Origin of the sequence: Microbispora sp. H10949 (assembly GCF_014161435.1) — a bacterium.
In the GTDB taxonomy this organism is placed as follows: Bacteria; Actinomycetota; Actinomycetes; order Streptosporangiales; family Streptosporangiaceae; genus Microbispora; species Microbispora triticiradicis.
Genome location: NZ_JABBWZ010000004.1, coordinates 288,404 through 306,563 on the forward strand (window position 1 = coordinate 288,404; position 18,160 = coordinate 306,563).

The 18,160-nt window shown below is 72.1% G+C and carries 13 protein-coding genes; 9 read left to right on the top strand and 4 right to left on the bottom strand.

Annotation, left to right across the window (positions count from 1 at the left end; translation table 11 throughout):
* The first annotated feature begins 91 nt into the window (after positions 1-91).
* Together HHX40_RS11675 and HHX40_RS11680 are read left to right on the top strand one after the other, a co-directional pair.
* Positions 92-820, top strand: a complete 729-nt coding sequence (locus HHX40_RS11675) for a glyoxalase (RefSeq protein ID WP_182880582.1) — start codon at positions 92-94, stop codon at positions 818-820.
* A gap of 97 nt (positions 821-917) precedes the next feature.
* Positions 918-1,784: a dihydrodipicolinate synthase family protein gene (locus HHX40_RS11680; protein WP_182880583.1), complete on the top strand. Its 867-nt coding sequence runs from the start codon at positions 918-920 to the stop codon at positions 1,782-1,784.
* On the opposite strand, the gene HHX40_RS11685 is transcribed toward HHX40_RS11680, so the two are convergent.
* Together HHX40_RS11685 and HHX40_RS11690 are read right to left on the bottom strand one after the other, a co-directional pair.
* Positions 1,781-3,007 (bottom strand): DUF6716 putative glycosyltransferase, encoded by a 1,227-nt coding sequence (locus tag HHX40_RS11685; RefSeq protein WP_182880584.1) that lies wholly within the window; start codon positions 3,005-3,007, stop codon positions 1,781-1,783. The genes HHX40_RS11680 and HHX40_RS11685 overlap by 4 nt on opposite strands.
* Positions 3,004-4,056, bottom strand: coding sequence for a hypothetical protein (locus HHX40_RS11690; RefSeq protein ID WP_310738049.1), 1,053 nt, complete (start codon positions 4,054-4,056; stop codon positions 3,004-3,006). The genes HHX40_RS11685 and HHX40_RS11690 overlap by 4 nt, the downstream gene beginning before the upstream one ends.
* Positions 4,057-4,154: 98 nt before the next feature.
* On the opposite strand from HHX40_RS11690, the gene HHX40_RS11695 reads away from it, so the two are divergent.
* The 7 genes from HHX40_RS11695 to HHX40_RS11725 all read left to right on the top strand — a co-directional run bounded on the left by HHX40_RS11695 (position 4,155) and on the right by HHX40_RS11725 (position 12,903).
* Entirely contained in the window at positions 4,155-4,973 is an 819-nt protein-coding gene (locus HHX40_RS11695) for an aldo/keto reductase (RefSeq protein WP_182875272.1), read from the top strand.
* A gap of 395 nt (positions 4,974-5,368) precedes the next feature.
* Positions 5,369-6,820 carry a sulfatase gene (locus HHX40_RS11700; RefSeq protein ID WP_310738050.1) on the top strand — a complete coding sequence of 484 codons (1,452 nt, stop codon included), beginning with the start codon at positions 5,369-5,371 and terminating at the stop codon, positions 6,818-6,820.
* Between the two features lie 303 nt (positions 6,821-7,123).
* The gene (locus tag HHX40_RS11705) at positions 7,124-8,473 is read left to right on the top strand and encodes an ABC transporter substrate-binding protein (protein ID WP_111701014.1); all 1,350 of its coding nucleotides are present in this window, start codon (positions 7,124-7,126) and stop codon (positions 8,471-8,473) included.
* Between the two features lie 84 nt (positions 8,474-8,557).
* On the top strand, positions 8,558-9,532 hold the full coding sequence (locus HHX40_RS11710; RefSeq protein WP_150934900.1) for a carbohydrate ABC transporter permease: 975 nt from the start codon (positions 8,558-8,560) through the stop codon (positions 9,530-9,532).
* Positions 9,529-10,422, top strand: coding sequence for a carbohydrate ABC transporter permease (locus HHX40_RS11715; RefSeq protein WP_182880586.1), 894 nt, complete (start codon positions 9,529-9,531; stop codon positions 10,420-10,422). Before HHX40_RS11710 ends, HHX40_RS11715 begins: the two co-directional genes overlap by 4 nt.
* Positions 10,423-10,463: 41 nt before the next feature.
* A complete protein-coding gene (locus tag HHX40_RS11720) occupies positions 10,464-11,855 on the top strand; it encodes a GH1 family beta-glucosidase (protein WP_182880833.1) in 1,392 nt (463 codons plus the stop codon).
* A gap of 28 nt (positions 11,856-11,883) precedes the next feature.
* Entirely contained in the window at positions 11,884-12,903 is a 1,020-nt protein-coding gene (locus HHX40_RS11725) for a LacI family DNA-binding transcriptional regulator (RefSeq protein ID WP_111701018.1), read from the top strand.
* Between the two features lie 90 nt (positions 12,904-12,993).
* Here HHX40_RS11725 and HHX40_RS11730 read toward each other — a convergent pair whose 3' ends face one another.
* Positions 12,994-16,152 carry a non-ribosomal peptide synthetase gene (locus HHX40_RS11730; protein WP_182880587.1) on the bottom strand — a complete coding sequence of 1,053 codons (3,159 nt, stop codon included), beginning with the start codon at positions 16,150-16,152 and terminating at the stop codon, positions 12,994-12,996.
* On the bottom strand, positions 16,149-18,158 hold the full coding sequence (locus tag HHX40_RS11735) for a non-ribosomal peptide synthetase (RefSeq protein WP_182880588.1): 2,010 nt from the start codon (positions 18,156-18,158) through the stop codon (positions 16,149-16,151). The genes HHX40_RS11730 and HHX40_RS11735 overlap by 4 nt, the downstream gene beginning before the upstream one ends.
* Positions 18,159-18,160 lie beyond the last annotated feature (2 nt).

The window sequence follows — 18,160 nt, forward strand, 5'->3', positions numbered from 1 at the left end:
CTGGTGACATGAGGCACGGCGTCTGGAGCGATCCATGTGCGAGTGCCGCCGAAGGCTGTAACCATCGCCGGGCGACAGGAAGGGGAATGACTTGAGTGAGCCCGCGGTCCGGCCGAACGAGACGACGGTGCCCTTGATGCCGTGCGCGTCGGTGGAGGAGACCCTGGCGTTCTACGAGGCGCTGGGATTCGAGGCGACCTACAAACAGAGCAAGCCCTATGTCTATCTGGCGTTGCGGTGGAGCGGATTCCAGCTGCACTTCGGCCCGGCGCCCAAGGACCTGGACCCGGCCCGGGAGGCGTCCGGAAGCTGCCTGGTCCTGGTCGACGCCGTGGCGCCGTACCACGCGGCGTTCGTCGCGGCGATGCGCCGCGTCTACGGGAAGGTGCTGAGTTCCGGCCTTCCCCGCATCACCCGCTACCGCCCCGGCGCGTCCCGGTTCACGCTGATGGATCCGTCCGGGAATTCGATCATATTCATCCAGCGCGACGAGCCGGCCGAGGTGGAGTACGGCGGCTCGAAGAAGCTGACGGGCCTGGCCAAGGCGCTCGACAACGCCCGGATCCTGCGCGAGTTCAAGAACGACGACCTGCAGGCCTTCCGCGCGCTCAAGTCCGCGGTGCGCAGGCACGGCGCGGACGCCTCGCCGGTCGAGCGGGCCATCGCCCTGTGCCACCTCCTCGACCTGTCCACGGTCCTCGGTGAGCCCGCCGATCCCTGGCTCTCCGATCTGCGTGGTCTGGAGCTCACCGCCGACGACAGGCGACGCGTCGAGTCGGAACTCGGGCATCTCGCCGGACTCCAGGAGTGGCTCCCCTGAAAGCAACGCGGCATCGATGCCACGATTAGAGGTGCTAATAAATAAATTCAGGAGAATTAAATTGTTCTTACAGATCGCGGTGCCGGACGCTGCCGTCATGACACTGACCGGTCTGTACGTCCCGCTGATCACCCCCTTCGACGTCGAGGGCGCCGTCGCCCTGACAGTGTTGGAAGCCCTGGCGCACGACGTGCTGGACGCCGGCGCGACGGGCGTCGTCGCGCTGGGCACCACGGCAGAGCCGGCCTCGCTGACGGACGGCGAGCGGCGCGCCGTCCTCGACGTGGTCGCCGGGGTCTGCCGGGCCCGCTCGGCGGAGCTTCTGGTCGGCGCGAACACGGCGGAGGCGCTGACGGCGCTGCGCCGCCGTCCCGAGGTGACCGCCGCCCTCACGCTCGTGCCGCCGTTCGTGCGGCCCGGCGAGGCCGGGGTGGTCGCGCACTTCACCGCGCTCGCCGCGGCGAGTCCGGTGCCGTTGGTCGTCTACCACGTGCCGTACCGGACGGGTCAGCACCTGTCCGCCGACGCCCTCCGGCGGCTCGCCGAGCTGCCCGGTGTGGCCGGGGTGAAGTACTCCGCCGGTGGGATCGACGCGGAGACCGTCGAGCTTCTGGCGGATCCGCCGGAGGGTTTCGCGGTGCTGGGCGGTGACGACGTCGTCATCTCACCTTTGCTGGCGCTCGGCGCGCACGGCGGGGTCCTCGCCTCGGCGCATCTCGCCACAGCGCGGTTCGCCGAACTGATCACTTTGTGGCGGTCCGGCGACGCCGCCGGGGCCCGGGCGCTCGGCCACCGCCTGGCGGCCCTGTCGGCGGCTCTGTTCGCCGAGCCCAATCCCACCGTCGTCAAGGCCGTCCTGCACGCGCGAGGCCGCATCCCGGCCCCCGGCGTACGGCTGCCGCTGCTGCCGGCGGGCCCGGAGGCGCTGCGACGGGCGCTCCGGGCGGCGGACGCCGTCGTCTAGAGGGCCTTGAGGTAGCGGCGCATGCGGCGCTTGGCGCGGTAGCCGTACCGGAGGACCTTGGGCGGCACCTCCAGGCGCAGCCGGGCGCGGCGGCGGGCGGCGGCGTGCTCGGGACCGTCCAGGAGCGAGCGGGCGGGCTCCAGCGTGCCCGCGCGGGCCGCGGAGACCAGCGCCGCCACCCGGCCGGTCCAGTCGGTGGCCGAGGCGTCGTGGAAGTAGTTGGCCCGGCACCACTCCGCGTCCGGGGTGCGGAAGTCCGCCTTCGCCAGGTCGTCGAGCGTGCCGAGGCAGCCGCTGCCCTCGAACACCAAGTTGATCATCTCGGCGCTCACCCCGAAGTCCGACAGCACGAGCAGCGGCACGTGCCCGGCGATGGCCTCCAGCGCGGCCGTCGAGCTGACCGTGACGAACCCGGCCGCGCGCGACAGATGCTCGTGCATCGGCCCGGCGGCGAAGCGGACCAGGTCGCGATCCACCCGGCCCTCGTCGGCCAGCGCGTTCCACAGCCGCTCGTAGTGGTGGCGTTCGTTGTGCGTCTGCCGCTCGTCGTCGCGGGCCCGCAGCTTGACCACCACATCGAGGTCCGGCCGGGCCCCCGCGAGCGCGGCCAGGGCCAGCAGCACGTTCTCGCGTTCCTCGCGGCGGCGGGGCACCTTCGCCTGCGTAGCGAACACCACCCGGTCGCGGACGCCCCCGCCGGTCTCCGCTCCGAGGCCGCCGAGGTCCAGGTAGGGCAGCCGGGCGAGCGCCACCGCCCCTCCCCCGCCCAGTTCCCGGCCGATGGCCGAGAACTCGGCGACCTCGCGGCCGCTGTGCACCACGAACAGGTCGCAGCCGCTGCGGAACAGCCAGGCCTTCTCCGTGGCGGGCACGGAGATGCCGGGCAGCCCCGACACCAGCACCGGGCGGGGCCGCAGCCCGGCCAGCGTCTCCGCCGCCAGCGCGTCCACGACGGGTCCGGTGCAGGCGAGCAGCACGACGTCGGGCCGGAACCGTTCGGCGGTCCGCCGCAACTGCCGCGCCGGCAGAACCGCGGGCAGTTCCCGCCCCGCGGCCCCGGCCCGGGTGCCGCTGACCGCGGCGGCGATCTGCGCCGCCGAGGGCGCGATGGGGGTACGGACGACGACCAGGTCCGTGGTCCAGTCCTCCGGGAGCGCGTCGAGCAGGCCCGCGGCCCACTTGAGGTACGAATCGGAGTCGGCCACGGCGAGCAGACGGGTCAAGGAGCGACCTTTCCTTCACTTGTACGGGGAGAGTCCGGCGGCGCCCCGCTCACCTGCTGGGGCTGGTGCGCGAACAACTGGAGATGGGAACGGAGGGACGGGGCGGCCGAGGAGGTCCACCAGTCGTCCGGCACGTCCACGGCCTCCACCGGCACGCCCCGGGCCGACAGCAGCACGCGCAGCGAGGTCACGGCGGTGGACGGCAGGCTCAGCACCCGCTGGCCGGGCCGCAGGTCGCGCAGCGTCATCTCGGCCGGGGCCCCGGCGTCGTACACGGTCAGGCCGGCGATGCGGCGCACCCGGTCGAGGTCGCGGGGGTCCTCGCGCCGGTGGGGGAAGTACGCGACGGGCTCCTCGATCCGCTCCAGCCAGCGCAGGTAGCGGTCGCGGTGGATGAGCCCGTTGCGTACGAGCGAGGTGCCGAGCACGACCGTGCGCTCCGGCGGCGGCCGGTCGGCGGGCTGGGCGCGCAGCCAGGCGAAGTCGTGCCGGACGAGCCGGACGCCCGCGCCCTCCACCTCCTCGGCGAGGCCGGGGGGCACGGGAAGCGCGGTGAAGACCGAAGGGCGGCGCGTGCGCAGGCGGAGCCCCGCCGCCGCGCCCAGGACCCTGCGGCCCAAGCCCGCCGTCGCGCGGGCGCGCAGCAGGGGGCGCCGCGCGACCAGCAACTCCAGGAGGCGGATCGTGGCGAGCCCGTCGTCCACGAGCACGGTGCGCCCGGGAACGGCCGTAACGAGGGCGAGCTGGACCCGCCCGGAGAAGGCGTCGCCCACCGCCCAGGTGCGGCTCGGCCGGGGAATCCGCTCGGACGGCTCGGCGAACTCCAGCCCCTCGGGCAGCCCGAGCCGCCCCAGCTCACGCCGGGTCATCCGGAGCGCGGGCAGCCCGGCCCGAGGCACCACCCGGGTGATGCTGCCGAGGAGCCCCGCACTGTGCGCCTCGACGACGCACAGAAGCTGCAGGGGGGACTCCACCCATGCGACGGCCTGCCCCTGCCCGGCGGCGTGGCGCCGTCCCTCGTCATCCACGCCGCGTGAGGATTCGTTCACGACGCGCTCACCCTAGCCACCCCATGCGACGTACGCGGGAACTCGGGGTGAACGGACCCCGAAGGGATCATGCCGGGGCGTTGGGGCAGCATGGGGGCATGGAAGACATCGACTTGAACAACGGCGTTCCCATGCCCCGGCTCGGCTTCGGCGTCTGGCAGGTGGCCGACGACGAGGCGGAGAAGGCGGTCACGACGGCGCTCGAATGCGGATACCGGAGCATCGACACGGCCAGGCTCTACCAGAACGAGGAGGGCGTCGGCCGGGCCCTGCGCGCCTCCGGCATCCCCCGCGAGGAGCTGTTCGTCACCACCAAGCTGTGGAACGACCAGCAGGGCTACGACGAGGCGCTGCGCGCCTTCGACGGCAGCACGCGGCGGCTCGGCCTGGAGACCGTCGACCTCTTCCTGATCCACTGGCCCTCGCCGAAGCAGAACCGGTACGTCGAGACGTGGCGGGCCCTGGAGAAGCTGTACGCCGACGGGCGGGTCCGGGCGATCGGGGTGTCCAACTTCACCGTGGACACGCTGGAGCGCCTGCTCGCCGAGACCGGCGTGGTCCCCGTGCTCAACCAGATCGAGCTGCACCCGCAGCTCGCCCAGCGCGAGCTGCGCGAGTTCCACGCGCGGCACGGCATCGCCACCGAGGCGTGGAGCCCGCTCGGCCAGGGCCGGGGCCTGCTCGACCTGCCGGTTCTCGCCGAGATCGGCGGCCGGTACGGCAAGACCGCCGCGCAGGTGGTGCTGCGCTGGCACCTCCAGCTCGGCAACGTGGTGATCCCGAAGTCGGTGACGCCCTCGCGCATCAGGGAGAACATCGAGGTCTTCGACTTCGAGCTGAGCGCGGAGGACATGGCCGCGATCGACGCCCTCGACGCCGGTCGCCGCCTCGGGCCCGACCCCGCCACCTTCGGATAGGAACCGGCCCACCGGACAGGAAGACCGGCCCGCGCCCCGCGGAACCCGCGCCTTATAGAACTCGCCTATAGAAAGCGCGCCCTATAGAGAACGGTCGCGCCGCCCTCCCCGCGGCACCCCGCCGAGCGGAGGGCGGCGCGTACGAGCCGGGTGCGCGCATCCGCGGAGCGGGGTGCGGCATTGGGGGGGGCGGGCCTGGGGTGAGCGCAGCCGGCGCGGGCACGCAGCGGGCCCGGCGTGAGGGGACGGGCCCGGCGTGAGCGCAATAAGAGTGGACAGGCGTGGCCGGGCCGGGGACGCATGTCACGGCGAAGCCTCCCGAACCGGACGGGGCGCGTCCACAGGGTCACCCCGCGTGCGTTTCCGCAGGCGGGCAGGGGGATATGGTTGCTGCCGTGCCGCAACCGCGACGATCGACGAAGCTGTGGGCAGGGCTCGCCGCGGCGCTCCTGCTGGCTCTCGGGCTCACCGGCGCGGCCCGGGTCGAGCCCGCCCCGCCGGAGCACCGGCCCAACATCGTGCTGATCCTGACCGACGACCTCGACGCGGCGGATCTCAGCCGGTTCCCCAACATCGGCAATCTGCTGGTGAGCCAGGGCACCACCCTGTCGCGCTTCTTCGTCACCAATCCCTGGTGCTGTCCCTCCCGCTCCTCGATCCTCCGCTCGCAGTTCATGCACAGTCACCAGGTCGAGAGCAACCGGGCGCCGACCGGCGGGTTCACGAAGTTCCGGCCGCTGGAGGCGTCCACGATCGGGACGTGGATGCACGACGCCGGCTACCGGACCGCGCTCTTCGGCAAGTATCTCAACAACTACCCTCAGGGAGCGCCGCGCACGTACGTCCCGCCCGGCTGGGACGAGTGGGCCGTGCCGGTCACCCGCCTCTACCAGGAGTACGGCTACGCGCTCAACGACAACGGGACGATCCGGCGGTACGGCGACGCTCCGGAGGACTACCTGGAGGACGTGCTGAGCGCCAAGGCGGCGGCGTTCGCCTCGTCGGGAAGCGCACCGTTCTTCCTCTACCTCGCCCCCGTCGCGCCGCACCTGCCCGCGCACCACGCGCCGCGTCACGCGGCCGCCTTCGCGGACGAGCAGGCGCCGCGGACGGCGTCGTTCGACCAGGCCGACCTGTCCGCCGAGCCCCGATGGCTGCAGGAGCGGACGCCGTTGTCCGACGCCGACGTGCGCAGGATCGACCGGGTCCACCGCGATCGGCTGCGCGCGATGCTCGGCGTGGACGACATGGTGGGCGCCCTGGTGGACGCGCTCACCCGGGCGGGGCGGCTCGACGACACCTATATCTTCTTCACCTCCGACAACGGCTTCCATCTCGGCCAGCACCGGCTGAGGCCGGGCAAGACGACGCCCTTCGAGGAGGACATCCGGGTCCCGATGGTGGTGCGCGGGCCCGGCGTGCCGGCCGGGGGCGTGATCGACGGGCTCGCCTCGTCCGTCGACCTCGCGCCGACGTTCGCCGAGCTGGGCGGAGCGTCCGTGCCGCTCTCCGCGGAGGGCCGCTCGCTCGTCCCGCTGCTGCGCGGGCTCGACGTGCCCTGGCGCGACGCCGTCCTGGTCGAGTTCTACCACCCCTCCTACTCACCGCAGTCGCCGCCGAGCTACGCCGTGCTGCGCACCGGCCGCTACGCGTACGTGGAGTACGAGACCGGGGAACGGCAGCTCTACGACCTGTGGGAGGACCCGGCGGAGCTGCGCAACATCGCGGGCTCGGCGGAGCCCGGCGTCGTCGCCGTGCTGTCGGCCCGGCTGGCGCTGCTCCGAGCCTGCGCCGGGATGACCTGCGCGCTGACGGACGCCGTCGGCGTCGGAGACGGCTCGGCATAACGGCGACTCCGGCCGCAGGTTAGGGGCAACCGGTATTCATTTCTGCCCATATGGTGATGGGAGCGCTCCCATGCGTAGTATGTAACGTAACATCCCTTTTAGAACCCCTAACCCCCCGGGGAGTAACAGTTAGGTTTCGGCATATTGACGCCCGCGTTGCTCATAGAGGACCCTTCGTGGGAGCGCTCCCAACAGTGCTCGCCCATACAAGCACAACCATTGATCGCGGGCCGTGACGTCGGGGACCGGCCTGGGATGAACCTCCCAAGAGATTCGGGTACCACCTGAGAGGGGTCCGGAAGAATGTTCAACAACTCGCGCCGCGGCAGGCTGCTCGCGGTCGCCGCGGTGGCGGCGCTGACGCTCGGCGTCACCACCGCCTGCGGCTCGGACGACAAGCCCGCCGACAACGCGGCAGGCGGCTCCACCGCGGCGGCGGGTCCCGTGACCATCACGCTTCAGACGTTCGGCGGCGGCAAGAACTTCGGTTACAAGGAGGCCGTCGACAAGTGGAACGCCGAGCACAAGGACATCACGATCAAGTATGACAACCTGACCGACCAGTTCGAGCAGGTCTACTGGCCGCAGATGATCCAGTGGCTCCAGTCCGGCGCGGGCGCCGGCGACGTCGTCGGCATCGACGAGGGCGGCATGGGCCTCGCCAAGGCGCACCCCGAGTGGTGGGCCGACCTCGGCGAGTTCGGCCTGCAGAACCGCAAGGCCGACTTCGCGGACTGGAAGTGGGAGAACGGCGTCACCGCCGACGGCAAGCTGTTCGGTCTCGGCACCGACGTCGGCGGCATGAGCCTCTGCTACCGCCGTGACCTGTTCGAGAAGGCGGGCCTGCCGGCCGACCGCGACGAGGTCAGCAAGCTCTGGCCGACGTGGGACGACTTCGTCAAGGTCGCCCACAAGTTCCAGGACAAGATCAAGGACACCAAGTTCGTCGACGGCACCAACACGCTCTACAACGTGGTCCTGGTGCAGGAGGCCGCCAAGAACGGCAACGTCTCCTACTTCGACAAGGACAACAACCTGATCGTCGACAAGAACCCCGCGGTCAAGTCGGCCTACGAATTCGCCCAGAAGATCAGCCAGGAGGGCCTCACGGCCAAGCTGCGCAACTTCACGCCCGAGTGGAACACCGGCATGAAGAAGTCGCAGTTCGCCACCCTCGGCTGCCCGTCGTGGATGCTCGGCGCGGTTAGCGGTGACGGCGGCGCCGGACCGGACTTCAAGGGCAAGTGGGACGTCGCGGCGGTGCCCGGCGGCGGCGGCAACTGGGGCGGCTCCTGGCTCGCGGTGCCGAAGCAGTCCAAGCACCCCAAGGAGGCCGCGCAGGTCCTCGACTACCTGACCGGTAAGGAGGCCGAGGTCAGCGTCTTCAACTTCGCCGGCAACATGCCGAGCAACGTGCAGGCGCAGCAGGACCCGGCCGTCCAGGGCGCGAAGAACGAGTACTTCAACGACGCCCCGGTCGGCGACATCTTCGCCAAGTCCGCCTCCGCGCTCCAGCCGGTCTTCCTCGGCGTGAAGCACGCCCAGGTCAAGAACGCGGTCGAGTCGGTCGTCTCCGCCATCGACGACGGCTCGGTGCCGTACGCGAACGGCTGGAAGAAGCTCGTCGACGACGCAGTGAAGGCCGCGGGCTGATCCTGCCCGCCAGGTGAGCACCGGCCCGCCGCAGCGGCACCCCGCCGGCGGGCCGGTCGCCTGCTTTCACCCGAAAGGTAACTTATGAGCCTGCACGTCGACGCCGGGCGACCCACCCGCGCACCGATGCCGCCCGGCCGGAGGCACGTCCGGCCGAGATCGGGCCGGTCCTTCCTCACCTGGCTGGACCTCAAGGCCGCTCCGTACCTCCTGGTCTCTCCCTACTACCTGCTCTTCCTGCTCTTCGGGCTCTTCCCGCTCGGGTTCACCCTGTACTACTCGTTCTTCGACTACGACCTCACCGGCACGGTCGAGTGGACGGGCCTCGGCAACTACACCGCCATGCTCGGCGACGCCGACTTCTGGAAGGCGGTCGTCAACACCCTCGCGATGTTCGTCATCGCGACGGTCCCCCAGATGCTGCTGGCCCTGCTGCTGGCCAACGCGCTGAACAAGCGGATGAAGGCGCAGCTGTTCGTCCGGCTGGGCGTCCTGCTCCCCCTCGTCACCTCCGTCGTCGCGGTGGCGGTCGTCTTCACCCAGCTGTACGGCCGCGACTACGGCGTGGTCAACTGGGTGCTGAGCTGGTTCGGCATCGATCCCGTCAGCTGGAAGACCGAGCGCCTCCCCTCCTGGCTCGCCATCGCGACGATGATCGACTGGCGCTGGACCGGCTACAACGCGATCATCTTCCTGGCCGGCATGCAGACGATCCCCAAGGACCTCTACGAGGCGGCCTCGATCGACGGCGCGTCCCGGCGGCGCCAGTTCTGGCAGATCACGATCCCGATGCTCCGGCCCACGATGATCTTCGTTGTGCTGAACTCCACCATCGGCGGTCTCACGCTGTTCTCCGAGCCGACGACGTTCTACAACGGCAACGTCCACGGCGGCACCGACAGCCAGTTCCAGACCGTGTCGATGTTCATCTTCGAGCAGGGCTTCCGCGAGTTCGACTACGGCTACGCGTCCGCGGCCGCCTGGCTGCTGTTCCTGCTCATCCTCGTAGGGTCGGCCATCAACTTCATGCTCATCCGCCGGATCGGGGGCAACAAGTGACCACGCTCTCCGCGCCCGCCAGCACGCGGCGGCGCCGCGCCAAGGCGCCGGGAGGCGCCGCCGGCATCTGGTCGGCCACGCCGATGACGAGGCTCATCCTCGCGGTCACGATCATCATCTCGGCGTTCCCGCTGTACTACATGATCGTCATCGCCTCGCGCACCAACACCGAGGCGACCGACATGCCGCCGCCGTTCCTGCCGGGCGGCAACCTCGGGGAGAACATCAACCGGGTGCTCACCAACCCCGACGCGCACTACCTGACCGGTCTCACCAACTCGCTGATCATCTCCGCCACGGTGACGGTCTCGGTGGTGCTGATCTCGACGTTCGCCGGTTTCGCGTTCGCCCGGCTGCACTTCAAGGGCGGCAAGATCCTGCTGCTGTTCGTGCTGCTGACGATGATGGTCCCGCTGCAGCAGATGGGCATCGTCCCCCTCTACCGCCTCATGGTCAACCTCGAATGGGTCGGCTCGATCAAGGCGGTGATCCTGCCCTTCCTGCTCAACGGCTTCGGCGTCTTCCTCATGACGCAGTACACCGAGCAGGCCGTGCCCAACGAGCTGGTCGAGGCCGCCCGCGTCGACGGCGCGTCCACCCTGCGGATCTGGTGGAACGTCATCCTGCCGGCCGTACGGCCGGGCATGGGAGTGCTGGGCATCAACACGTTCATGCTCAACTGGAACGAGTTCATGTGGCCGCTGATCGTGCTGAACCCGGACAACCCGACGGTCCAGGTCGCGATCAACTCGCTCAACGCGAAATACGGGACGGACTACGTGCTGATCTTCAGTGGCACGCTCTTGTCGATCCTCCCGCTCATCGTCGTCTTCATCCTGTTCGGCCGACAGATCATCGGCGGACTCATGGAAGGTGCGGTCAAGGCGTGACAACGCAAGACACACGACCAGAGGCGGAGGCGGCCGGCCTGATGTTCCCCACCGGGTTCGTCTGGGGCGCCGCGACCTCCGCATACCAGATCGAGGGTGGACTCACCGCGGACGGGCGGGGCACCTCGATCTGGGACAGTTTCTGCCGTCAGGAGGGCCGGATCGTCGGCGGCGACCACGCCGAGATCGCGATCGACCACTACAACCGGTACCGCGACGACGTGAAGCTGATGGCCGACCTCGGCCTGACGGCCTACCGGTTCTCGGTCTCCTGGCCGCGGATCCAGCCCGACGGCTCGGGCGCGTACAACGCCAAGGGCCTCGACTTCTACAAGAGGCTCGTCGACGAGCTGCTCAGCTACGGCATCGACCCGTGGCTGACGCTCTACCACTGGGACCTTCCGCAGGCCCTGGAAGACGCGGGCGGGTGGCCCGCGCGGGACACGTCGAAGCGCTTCGCCGACTTCGCCGCGACCGTCCACGCCGAGCTCTCCGACCGGGTCAGGAACTGGAGCACGGTCAACGAGCCCTGGTGCTCGGCGTTCCTGGGGTACGCCTCGGGCGAGCACGCGCCGGGCAGGCGTGAGCCGGCCGCCGCACTGCGCGCCGCGCACCACCTCAACCTCGCGCACGGCCTGGCCGTGCAGGCGATGCGGGCGCAGAACGCCGGCTCGCAGATCGGCGGGTGCGTGAATCTCTACCCGGTCACGCCGGCCACCGCCAGCGAGGCCGACCAGGACGCCGCCCGCCGCATCGACGGGCTGCAGAACCGGTTCTTCCTGGACGCGCTGCTCAAGGGCGCGTACCCGGAGGACGTGCTGGCCGACCTGAGCCACATCTCCGACATGTCCTTCATCCAGGACGGCGACCTGGCCGCGATCGGCGCGCCGCTCGACATGCTGCTGGTCAACTACTACAGCCGCTTCACCGTGTCGGGCGCCCCCGGCGGCGCCGTGTCGGCCGCGGCCGCCCCGACCGACTCCGGGTCCCCGTGGATCGGCAGTGAGCACGTCGGGTTCGTCAACGCCGGCCGCCCGGTCACCGCGATGGGCTGGGAGGTCGACGACAGCGGGCTGTACGAGACCCTGCGGCGGCTCGCCGACGAGTACCCGCGCGTCCCCCTCTACATCTCCGAGAACGGCGCGGCGTACGACGACGTGTTCGGCGAGGACGGGACCGTGCACGACCCCGATCGCGTCGCCTACATCGAGGCGCACCTGCGCACCTGCCACGCCGCCATCGAGTCCGGCGTCCCGCTCCAGGGCTACTTCGCCTGGTCCCTGATGGACAACTTCGAGTGGGCGTGGGGATACGGCAAGCGCTTCGGCCTCGTCTACGTGGACTACGAGACCCAGGCGAGGACGATGAAATCGAGCGCGTTGTGGTATGCCGACACCATCAGGCACGGCGGCCTGCTGGGTCGGGCACAATAAGCGCAGACGCGATAAGGGGGCAGTATAGATGAACGGGGACCGCCGTTCCGGAGGTCGGCCGACTCTGGAAGCGGTCGCCGCGCGTGCCGGCGTCGGCCGCGGCACCGTGTCGCGGGTCATCAACGGCTCACCGAAGGTGAGCGACCGTGCCCGCGACGCGGTGTTACTGGCGATCCAGGAGCTCGGCTACGTGCCCAATCGGGCGGCGCGTACCCTTGTGACCAACCGGACCGACACCATCGCCCTGGTGGTGTCGGAATCGGAGCAGCGCGTCTTCGACGAACCGTACTTCGCCGGGCTGATCCGCGGGATCGGCTCGGCGCTGGGCGAGACCGGCCTCCAGCTGATCCTCACGATGGCGCAGAACCGCGCCGAGCACGACCGCCTGGAGCACTACCTGACCGGGCAGCACGTCGACGGCGTCCTGCTCACCTCGGTGCACGGCGCCGACCCCCTGCCGGGACGGCTGGAGGATCTGGGCGTCCCCACGGTGCTCGGTGGCCGGCCCGTCGGGCTGAACCCCTACAGCTTCGTCGACATGGACAACCGCGCGGGCGCGCGGCAGGCGGTCAAGTATCTGGTCTCCAAGGGCCGGAGCCGGATCGCCACCATCGCCGGTCCCCAGGACATGGGCGTGGGTGTCGACCGTCTGGCCGGGTACCGCGACGCGCTGCTCGCCACCGGGATGAGCGAACGCGTCTCGTACGGCGACTTCTCCGAGGAGAGCGGTTCGGCGGCCATGCGTGAGCTGCTGGCCCGGCATCCCGATCTCGACGCGGTGTTCACGGCGTCCGACCCCATGGCGGTCGGGGCGCTGCGCGTGCTCAAGGAGAACGGCATGGTGGTGCCGGACGACGTCGCGCTGATCGGTTTCGAGGACTCGAAGGTCGCCCTGCACACGGAGCCGCCGCTGACCAGCGTGCACCAGCCGACGGAGGCGATGGGCCGGCAGATGGTCCAGCTCCTGATCGCCCGCATCAACGGCGAGCCGCTGGAGCAGCCGGTCGTCATACTCGACACCCACCTGGTGATCCGCGCCTCCGCCTGACGGGAGCCCTACCGCGAGACCGCCGCACACCCCCCGGGGTATGCGGCGGTCTCGTTTCGCGTGCTTGCGAGCCCGTCCTCCGAGCAGGGCTCAGCCGTCGGCGGACGAGAGCAGGCGCTCGGCCTCCTCCTCCGACATGCCCTCCAGCTCGGCGACGAGCAGGTCCTCCAGCGCGACCGCGAGGTCGGCCACGGTGCGCCGCTCGAAGATCGTCCGCACCGGCACCTCCACCCCGGTCGTACGGCGCAGCCTGGCCGCGATCCGCGTCGCGAGCAGCGAGTGCCCGCCGAGGGCGAAGAAGTCGTCGTCCGCGCCGACCGAGGCGACACCGAGCAGCTCGGCCCAGACCTCGGCCACCAGCAGCTCCGCGTCCGTGCTCGGCGGCACGTGCCCGGCCGACGGCCCCCGGACCGGCGCGGGCAGCGCCGCGCGGTCCACCTTGCCGCGGCTGGTGAGCGGCAGCGCGTCGAGACCGACCCAGGCGGTGGGGACGAGATGCCGGGGCAGGGTCCGCGCGAGGTGCGCGGCGAGCTCCTCCCCCGTCGCGGTCCCGGTCACGTACGCCACGAGTTCCTCGGCGTGGACCGTCACGAAGGCCTGGCCGACCCCGGGATGGTCGAGCAGCCGCGCCTCGACCTCGCCCGGCTCGATCCGGAAGCCGCGCACCTTGAGCTGCCCGTCGAGCCGCCCGAGGAACTCCAGCTCGCCGGCCTGGTTCCAGCGTGCCCGGTCTCCGGTGCGGTATCTGCGCGCTCCCGGCGGCCCTGCGGGGTCGGGGACGAAGGCGGCGGCCGTGAGCGCGGGGCGGCGCAGGTAGCCGCGGGCCACGCCGGCTCCGCCGACGACCAGTTCGCCGATCGCGCCCCGCGGGACCGGGACCCCGGCGGCGTCGAGCAGGTGGACCGTCGTCGCGCCGACGGGCCGGCCGATCGGCGGCCTGCCGTGCGGCGCCGCACCGAGGCCGGCGCCGAGGTCGGCCCACGTCGCGATGACCGCGGCCTCGGTCGGGCCGTAGGTGTTCAGCAGGCGGACGCCGTCGCCGAACCGGCGGCGCCAGCGCGTCACGGCGCCGCCGGACGCCTGCTCGCCGCCGATGATCACCAGGCGGAGCGCGGGCGGCCAGGCGATCTGGTCGATCTCCTCGACCAGGTGGTGCCAGTAGGCGGTGGGCAGGTCGAGCACGGTGATCCGCTCCCCGCCCGGCGCGGCCAGCAGGTCGGGCAGCGTCGCCGCCCCGCCGGGGAGCAGCACCAGGGTCGCTCCCGCGGCGAGCGTCGGGAACACCTCTTCGAGGTGGGTGTCGAAGCTCAGCGACGCGAACTGGACGACGCGGTCGCCGGGCGCCAGGCCGTACTCGCCGCGCATCCACCGGATCCGGGCCGCGATGGCGCTGTGCTCGACGGCGACGCCCTTGGGGCGGCCGGTGGAGCCGGAGGTGGAGATGACGTAGGCGACGTCTCCCGGCCGTGTCCCGCCCGGCCCCTCTCCGTCCGGCCGCCGTTCGCCGGCGGCCGCCTCTTCCTCGGCGAGCCCGCCCGCCGGGTCGACGGCGGTGAGCCCGGCGGGCGGCGTACGGGTCGTGATCACATGCGTCGCCCCGGCGTCGGCGAGCGAGAAGGCCATCCGCTCGTCCGGCTCGTCCGGCTCGAACGGCAGGTAGGCCGCGCCGGCCCGCCAGACGGCGAGCAGCGCGACGATCGCCTCGGCCGATCGGGGCAGGCGGACGCCGACCACGTCGCCGGGGCGGACGCCGGACCCGCGCAGCGACGCGGCGAGCCGGTCCGCCCGCCGGTCCAGCTCGCCGTACGTGACCTCGGTCTCCCCGCAGACCACGGCGACGGCCTGGGGCGTGCGGCGGACGGTCTCGGCGATCATCTCGGGGACCGTCGGCCCGGGGACGTCCGCGCCGTCGCCGGCCAGGGTGCGGACGTCGGCCTCGTCGTCCCCGGTCCAGACGCGCAGCTCGGAGATCCGGCGGTGCGGCTCGTCGGCGACGGAGGCGAGCAGGAGCAGGAAGCGCTCGGCGAGCCGGCGGACGGCCTCCGCCTCGTGCGGGGAACCGCTGGACCCGTCGTGGCCGAACGACACGGTGATCCCGGCGCCGTCCCGCCAGGCCTCCGTGTAGAGGCCGAGCTTCACCTGCCGGAAGCCGTCGGGGAAGAAGCCGACGGACAGGTCCCCGAAGGGGCGGGTGGGTCCCACGTCCTGCGTGTGCAGGATGAACACGGTCGGCATCAGCGCCTGGGCGGGGTGCCCGATCCGCTCGAACGGCACCGAGGTCTTGCTCATCGCCGTCAGCGCCTCCCGCCCGGTGCGCCGCAGCAGCTCGCTGAACGCGGGATCCCCGCCGAGGTCGCCGCGCAGCACGACGGTCTGCGTGAGGTAGCCGATCAGCGGCTCCAGCTCGACCCGCTCGCGCCCGGCGACGACCGTCCCGACGAGGACGTCGTCGTGGCCGGAGTGGCGGTGCAGGAGCACCTGGTAGGCCGCCATGAGCACGGTGAACAGGGTGGTCCGGTGCTCGCGGGCGAGCCGGTCCAGCCGGTCCGCGACCTCCGGGCCGACCCGGACGATCTGGAACCCGCCCTGCCCGTGGCCCTCACCGCCCTCCGCGCCGTCAACGTCCCCGCCGCCGATGCCCCCGATGCCGTACGGCAGGTCGGCCGGCGGCGGATCGGCCAGCCGCTCCTGCCAGTACGGCACCGCGCGCTCGGCGCGGCGGCGCTGCCAGCGGGCGTAGTCGGACGGGTGGACCGGCAGCGGCGCCAGTTCCGGCGCGCGGCCGCGCAGCCGCGCGGTGTAGCACTCCGCCAGGTCGTCGAGGAGGATCCCCAGCGACCAGCCGTCGCCGATGATGTGGTGCATCGTGACGCACAGGACGTGGTCCAGCGGCCCGATCCCGATCACCGCCACGCGCAGCGGCACGCCCTCCGCGAGGTCGAACGGCGCGTTGACGCGCTCGGCGACGAGCCGCCCGGCGTGTTCCTCGCCGGTCGCGGCCGGCCACGCCACCGGCGGCGGGGACCCGGCCGGTTCCGCGACCGCCCAGGGGACGCCGTCCTCCTCCTCGAACCGGGTGCGCAGGCCCTCGTGCCGGGCCACCACGTCGGCGATCGCCCCTTCGAGGGCGTCCCGGTCGAGGGGGCCGCGCAGCCGGCGGACGAGATACATGGTGTAGGAGGCGTCGCGCGGATCGAGCTTCTGCAGGAGCCAGAGCCGTTCCTGGTCCGGCGAGAGCGGCGCCCTCATCGGTCCGACATCCCGTCGAGCACGGCCGCGAGGTCCTCGGCGCTGAGGCCGTCGAGTTCGTCGCGGAGCGCGGCGATCTCGGCGAGGTCGAAGTCGTCGTCGTCGAGCCGGTCCATCGCCGCCGCCAGCCCGGCCACCGTGGGGTTCTCGAACAGCTCCACGATCGGCACCGCGATCGCGAACCGCGCCTGGACCCTGGCGATGATCTGGGTGGCGGTCAGCGAGTGCCCGCCGAGCTCGAAGAAGTCGTCGTCGACGCCGACCGGCTCCGCGATGCCCAGCACCTCGCCCCACAGCGCCGCGAGGTCCTCCTCCAGCGCCGTGGACGGGGCCCGGTACGGCCGGCTCCCGGCGCGGGTCCACTCGGGCGCGGGCAGGGCGCCGCGGTCGAGCTTCCCGTTGGGCGTGAGCGGCAGGGCGTCCAGCACCACGAGACGCGCCGGCACCATGTATTCGGGGACGCTGCGGCGCAGCCGGTCCCGGAGGGAGGCCCACAGGCCCGCCTCGTCGGCGTCCGCGCCGGTTTCCCGGAAGGTCTCCCCGGCCGCGGTCTCCCCCGCGGCCTCTCGGGTGACGTGCTCTCCGGCGGTGTGCTGTCGGGCGGCGCGCACGACGTAGGCGACCAGGCGCGCGAGGCCGTCGGGACCGGCGTGGACGCCGACCGCGGCGCCGGCCACCTCCGGCGCGGCCCGCAGCACGGTCTCGATCTCGCCCAGCTCGATCCGGAAACCGCGCACCTTCACCTGCTGGTCGGCCCGGCCGAGGTAACGGAGCCTGCCGTTCTCCAGCGCGGCCAGGTCTCCCGTGGCGTACAGGCGGGCCCCGGGCGTGCCGGAGAAGGGGTCGGGCCGGAACCGGTCCGCCGTCTGGCCCGGCATGCCGCGGTATCCCCTGGCCAGTCCGGCTCCGCCGATGTGCAGCTCCCCCGCCTCGCCGGGCGGCACCGGACGCCCGTCGGGCCCGAGGATGTGCACGGTCGTCCTGCCGATGGGCTCACCCAGGTCGATGGGGGCGGGCAGCCCGCTCTCGTCGGTCAGGGCGACCCGCCCGGCCGTCGACCAGACCGTCGTCTCGGTCGGGCCGTACACGTTCCAGAGCCGGGCACCGTCGGTGAGGAGGGTGTCGGCGAGGTCGCGGGGCAGCGCCTCGCCCCCGCACAGCCGGGTCGCGATGTTCCCGGGGACGCCGCCGGACTCGATGAGGATGCGCCAGCTCGCCGGGGTCGCCTGCATGATCGTGACGGCGTCGGTCACGGCACGCGACCGCAGGGCCCGGCCGTCCGTCGTCTCGTGCGCGGACGCGACGACGACCCGGGCGCCGCAGGTCAGCGGCAGGAGCAGCTCCAGCACGGAGATGTCGAACGACAGCGTGGTGACCGCGAGCCAGGCGTCGCGCGGGGTGAGCTCCAGCAGGGAGGCGAAGGACTCCAGCAGGTTGACCACCGCGCCGTGCGGGACCGCGACGCCCTTGGGGCGGCCGGTGGACCCGGAGGTGTACATGAGGTAGGCGAGCTCCCCCACCGGCCCGTCACCGTCACCGTCACCGTCCTGCCCCTGGCCCGCGACCGGCACACCGTCCCACGCCAGCTCGACGACGTCCGGGACGCCGTCGAGCAGCCGGGAGTCGACGCCCTGCCCGGCCAGCACCAGCCGGATGCCCGCGTCCTCGCGCATGTGGCGGAGCCGGTCCTCCGGGAACGCCGGGTCGAGCGGCACGTACGCGCCGCCGGCCCGCCACACGGCGAGCAGCGCGACGACCATGCCGGGGCACCGCTCCAGGCACAGGCCCACCGGCGTCTCCGGCCCGACGCCGCGGGCGCGCAGCAGCGCCGCCAGCCGGTCGGCCCTGTCGAGCAGCTCCCGGTACGTCAGCACGCCGCCGTCGCCGCTCACGGCGACCGCGCCGGGGCTCTCGTCACGCCACCGGCGGATCAGCGCGAGCGCCGTCGCAGCGTCCGTTCCCGGCTGCCCGGCACGAGCCGGCACGCCGCTCACCGCGTCACTCACTG

What these genes read in the sequence shown, in the direction of transcription:
- HHX40_RS11680 (WP_182880583.1), top strand. Translation starts at nt 918, where the DNA reads ATGACACTGACCGGTCTGTACGTCCCGCTGATCACCCCCTTCGACGTC.
- HHX40_RS11695 (WP_182875272.1), top strand. Translation starts at nt 4,155, where the DNA reads ATGGAAGACATCGACTTGAACAACGGCGTTCCCATGCCCCGGCTCGGC.
- HHX40_RS11705 (WP_111701014.1), top strand. Translation starts at nt 7,124, where the DNA reads ATGTTCAACAACTCGCGCCGCGGCAGGCTGCTCGCGGTCGCCGCGGTG.
- HHX40_RS11710 (WP_150934900.1), top strand. Translation starts at nt 8,558, where the DNA reads ATGAGCCTGCACGTCGACGCCGGGCGACCCACCCGCGCACCGATGCCG.
- HHX40_RS11720 (WP_182880833.1), top strand. Translation starts at nt 10,464, where the DNA reads ATGTTCCCCACCGGGTTCGTCTGGGGCGCCGCGACCTCCGCATACCAG.
- HHX40_RS11725 (WP_111701018.1), top strand. Translation starts at nt 11,884, where the DNA reads ATGAACGGGGACCGCCGTTCCGGAGGTCGGCCGACTCTGGAAGCGGTC.
- HHX40_RS11730 (WP_182880587.1), bottom strand. Translation starts at nt 16,152, where the DNA reads ATGAGGGCGCCGCTCTCGCCGGACCAGGAACGGCTCTGGCTCCTGCAG.